General features: G+C 31.6%; 5 protein-coding genes. 3 read left to right on the top strand and 2 right to left on the bottom strand.

What is annotated here, in order from left to right; genetic code table 11:
- Positions 1–208: 208 nt before the first annotated feature.
- From ACKI67_RS04370 to ACKI67_RS04360, 3 genes are all read left to right on the top strand, one after another.
- Entirely contained in the window at positions 209–1,048 is an 840-nt protein-coding gene (locus ACKI67_RS04370) for a MotA/TolQ/ExbB proton channel family protein (protein WP_407462174.1), read from the top strand.
- Positions 1,049–1,063: 15 nt separating this feature from the next.
- Positions 1,064–1,468, top strand: a complete 405-nt coding sequence (locus ACKI67_RS04365) for an ExbD/TolR family protein (protein ID WP_407462173.1) — start codon at positions 1,064–1,066, stop codon at positions 1,466–1,468.
- An 87-nt stretch (positions 1,469–1,555) separates the two neighbouring features.
- A complete protein-coding gene (locus ACKI67_RS04360; RefSeq protein ID WP_407462172.1) occupies positions 1,556–2,179 on the top strand; it encodes an IMP cyclohydrolase in 624 nt (207 codons plus the stop codon).
- Between the two features lie 115 nt (positions 2,180–2,294).
- Here the strand turns inward: ACKI67_RS04360 and rnhB are convergent, their stop codons facing one another.
- Both rnhB and ACKI67_RS04350 read right to left on the bottom strand, forming a co-directional pair.
- A complete protein-coding gene (gene rnhB, locus ACKI67_RS04355; RefSeq protein ID WP_407462171.1) occupies positions 2,295–2,954 on the bottom strand; it encodes a ribonuclease HII in 660 nt (219 codons plus the stop codon).
- A 238-nt stretch (positions 2,955–3,192) separates the two neighbouring features.
- Positions 3,193–4,263, bottom strand: coding sequence for a rod shape-determining protein (locus tag ACKI67_RS04350; protein ID WP_407462170.1), 1,071 nt, complete (start codon positions 4,261–4,263; stop codon positions 3,193–3,195).
- Positions 4,264–4,564 lie beyond the last annotated feature (301 nt).

Genomic DNA, 4,564 nt, shown 5'->3' with positions numbered 1-4,564 from the left:
TTTTCAATTTTTTCAAATATTTTTAATCTTATAGCTTATTTCATTTAAAAAATCAATAATTGGTATTACTATTCTTCATTTAATTGCTCATTTCATTTAAAAAATTAACAATATACTTTTATATTAAAAATAATAAAAATTATAATAGTATTAATTAATAATAGTTATTGTATTATTTAATCATTAAATTAGTTTCATAGAGGATATTATGATTATAGAAATGATTACTAGCGGATTTGACATGATTATGGAAATGCTCCAAAGTGGAGGAGTTATCACTTATATAATTCTTTTACTTGGTATCTATGGTCTGTTAATATCCATAAGGAAGATATTTTACCTTAGAAAAATTAGTAAAATCGATGCTACAGAAATTATGGGGACCATTACCTCATCTATGGAAAAAGGAGGAGCTATTGAAGCTTTAAAAAATATCAGTCACTATAAGAACCCTGTTTCAAGAATAATGTCTGAAGCATTGAAAATAGGTTATAAAAACAAAATCGAAGTAGAAGAAAGTATGGAGCAGATTTTCATTGTTGAAATGAGTAAAATGACCAATGGTATCAGTGCTTTAAAAACCATTATCGAACTCGCTCCATTTTTAGGTTTGATTGGTACAGTATTGGGTATTTGGATGACCTTTAAGAATTTAGGTGTAAATCCTGATGCTGCAGCTATGGCAGAAGGTATTTATCTTGCTCTCATTACTACAATTGCAGGTTTGACTGTAGCTATTATTCTCATGCCATTATACACTTATATCAAAGGATTGATCAATCAGGAAATGGATAAGATTGAATTAGCTACCAAAATGACCAACTGGAGTTATGCAGTAATCAAAATTAGAGTTTATGAGAGATTACCTTGTGTAATTGAAGCTCTTCAAGAAGCAGAAGGTATTGTAAGTGTGAAAGAGATCACTGACCCATATTCAAATATTCAAATTTCATTTAAACCTAGTATGCTCGAAAAGAGTATCAGTAATATCATTCTAGAGAAATGTGATGTAAAATCTGAAATTACTGAAAGTAAATTAAGACAATAATTTGGGGCTGATAACTTGGCAATTGACATTAAGCGTCATAAGGAAAAAATGAATCAGGACCAACCTGAGATTAAATTGGTTCCTTTTATTGATATTTTATTTACATTGCTCATATTTCTGGTAGTGACAAGTACTTTCGGAGCTGCAGCTACTGGTGACGATACAGGAACCGGTACTGGAAAACCGAATATGACTGATACTACTGGAGATGCGGAGTATTACTTGATACCTGTTGCAGGATTGCAGAAGGTTACTGTAAATGGTATTGACATGTCATCTGAAATAAGTGGAAATGCTATTGGGGTCCATGCAAGAGTGCTTGACCAAGGTGATGTTCAGATTAAAACGAGTGAACATGCCATAATTATTCAGACACCTGCTGGAATGAACCCTTATGAAGCAGTTCATAAACCAGAGTGATGTTTTAATAATTAATTTATTCATTTTTTTTAATTTTTTATTTTTTCAATTATAAATTTTATATTCAATAGTTATTGGGGTAAAAAAATGTATTTAGGCAGAATTATTTCAGCAGGAAAAACAGAAGATGGAAAACCATATGTTGCTTACAGAGTTTCAAGCAGATCTTTTCCAAACAGACAAGTAAAGGTTCTTGAAGATGAAGCAGCTATCATTCCAAAAGAAGGATTTGAAACAGACATATTCAAAAACTCTTATATCGCTTATGATTGTGTAAAAACAGTAGGTGACATTGCAATTATTTCAAACGGTTCACAAACCAACCCTATTGCAGATAAGATTTCCATTGGAATGAACATCAGGGATGCAATGGCATATTCATTGATCACTATGGATTATGAAAAGGATGATTATAACACTCCAAGAATTGCTGCAGTAGTCAAAGGAAGTGAAGATGATTTTGAAGCTTATATTGGAATTGTAACCGATAGCAAAGTATTGGTTGAAAAAATAGAAGATGGAAAAGCTCAATTCATTTCCACTTATGAGAAAAACACTCCTGAAGATGTAGTTTTCTCTGCAGAAACTCCTGATGATGCATGTAAATTCATCTTTGATGAAGGTGCATTTGCTGAGTTTGAAAATCCTGTTTCTTCAGTTGCAGCAATATTTGATGGAAAATGGAATTTAGCTGGATTTAATCCAGAATAATCCTCCAAGCTTTTTAGCCTTTGGCTAAAAACCTTGATCAAAATTCTTTCCAATTTTTTTACTAAATTGGATTTTTTTACTTTTTTTTTTTTTTAATGAAAAATTCTATTTTAAGTTATTCTAATTTTTCGGCCTCTTCGGCTTCTTTTATCTTTTGGACTGTTCCCCAACTTCTTCTAACGAAATCCGGCATTTCATCATATTTGAATTTCTTCAAGAAGTTTTTGGTTTTAGGATCACTTGGATAACCTGAACCGATTCCATCTCTGTCCTTGGTGGATCTGATGTACTGCTTATTTATCTCTTCAATAAGCATATCCCTTTTTGTTTTTGCAATGATTGAAGCTGCTCCAACCGCAAGATAATTATCATCTGCCTTATGCTCTGCAATGACTTCACAGCTATGGCCTACATATTCTTCCATCTCTTCCTGAAGTCTTCCTTCCTTTACATCCAAAGCATCTATGATGATTCTATCTGCTCGAAGAGTGTTTATGATTTTTTTCATGGCCAATTTTTCAATTTGGTTAAGATTAATTCCTTTTGCCCTTAAGGTATCGATATCCTTTGCAGTAATTACCACTGTTTCATAATCAAACATTTTAGTCAATTTACGATATAGAACAGCTCTTCTGTTTGGAGTTAATCTTTTGGAATCCTTTACGCCCATTCTTTCAATGATCTTTTCTTTTTTCTCAGGTATTACAATACCTGCCATAACCATAGGGCCTAAAACAGGACCTCTTCCAGCTTCATCTAATCCTAGTGTATCCATATTATTAAATCCAGTTTAATTGTTAAAATAGTTTTTTAACTAATTAGAATTAGTACTAAATTAGTTTTATTATTAATTATGTTTTTAGAATATATAATTTTTAAGAAAAAGTTCATAAATTTGAAAAAGAGTAAGTTTTGAAATGGTGTATTTGATGGTGATTAAAAGGAATATTATGGATTGTAAAAACAATCCATAGTATTTATACGTATAATTAACGCTTGAAATTGTTAAATATTTATTTCATAGCTTTTAAACGTACTTCCGGTTCTAAAGCTAATGGTTCAGCAGCTACGATTGCAGTTCCTTTAGCAACTACAGTCATAGGGTCATCAGAAATTTGAATTGGAATATCTGATTCATCGAAAATTCTTTCTTTGAGTCCTCTTAATCTAGAACTTCCCCCTACTGCTACAGTGTTTTTATAAATTCCCATCATCAATTCAGCTGGTAATCTTTCCAAGATGAGATTTAATCCGTTGATGACATCCTTTATGATTGGTTCCACTGCATCTGCAACTAACATTGAATCAATTACAACTTTCTTAGGTCTGTTAGTTTCTAAGGATTTACCAATAACTTCATAATTTAAGTTTTCAAATTCTTCACTGCAATGGATCATACCAACTTCCATTTTTGCAGCTTCTGCATCGTGAATGCTGATTGCAACATTGTATTTTTCTGCAACCAATTCTACGATTCTGTTGTCTATGTCGTCTCCACCGACTCTTACGGTTTCAATATCATTTATTCCACCAAGGGAAATGACTACTAAATCAGTGGATCCTGCACCGATGTCGATTACCATGGTTCCGTTTGGTTCTGCAATAGGTAATCCTGCACCAATAGCTGCAGCTAAACCTTCGCTTACTACTAAAACGTATTCAGCACCAGCTTTTCTACCTATTTCTTCAGCAGCATTCTTTTCTACTTCAGAAGCATCTCCAGGAATTCCAATGACAATTCTTCCTACAGTTTCTCCTTCGTTAATACCAATTTCCATTGCTCTGATGAGTAATGCTTGTGCTTGTGCAACGTTTTCGATTACTCCTTTTTTAAGTGGTCTTACTGCAACAATGTCTTCTGGGGTTCTGCCTAACATTTTTTTAGCTTCTTCCCCAACAGCAAGTACTGCAGAAGGGTCATCTTTTTTAACAGCAACTACAGAAGGAATTTGGTATAAGTCAAATTTGTCTCCTGATGGTTTTGCGATTACGGTGTTTAAGGTACCTAAATCAATACCTAAACTGTTTTTAACGACTCTGGTTGGTTCAATTTCAACAGCGTCTTCATTTCCGAAAATACTCAAATTTATTCCTCCATTATAAAATAAAATTAATTATTCATGTTTGATTATTATATTCATTAATCAATTACGCTAGATTTTATTTTTAGAATCATGTTTTCAATTTAAAATTCAATTAGAAATTCCAAAAAGTAATTAATTAATATTATAATAATAGTATTTATAATTTTTATTAATAATAAGTTTTTGTATAAAAATATGAAAAAAAGTTTATATTTTGAGTATAATTCTATTGCTTTATAATTTTTTTAAAAATAGTAATGTGATTAATGAATGAATTGTTATGTAGAATTGTTGTGAAAAT

The organism is Methanobrevibacter sp., from assembly GCF_045577275.1.
Taxonomy (GTDB): Archaea; Methanobacteriota; Methanobacteria; order Methanobacteriales; family Methanobacteriaceae; genus Methanobrevibacter.
This window is presented reverse-complemented; position numbering and strand designations above follow the sequence as displayed.

What these genes read in the sequence shown, in the direction of transcription:
- rnhB (WP_407462171.1), bottom strand. Translation starts at nt 2,954, where the DNA reads ATGGATACACTAGGATTAGATGAAGCTGGAAGAGGTCCTGTTTTAGGC.
- ACKI67_RS04360 (WP_407462172.1), top strand. Translation starts at nt 1,556, where the DNA reads ATGTATTTAGGCAGAATTATTTCAGCAGGAAAAACAGAAGATGGAAAA.
- ACKI67_RS04370 (WP_407462174.1), top strand. Translation starts at nt 209, where the DNA reads ATGATTATAGAAATGATTACTAGCGGATTTGACATGATTATGGAAATG.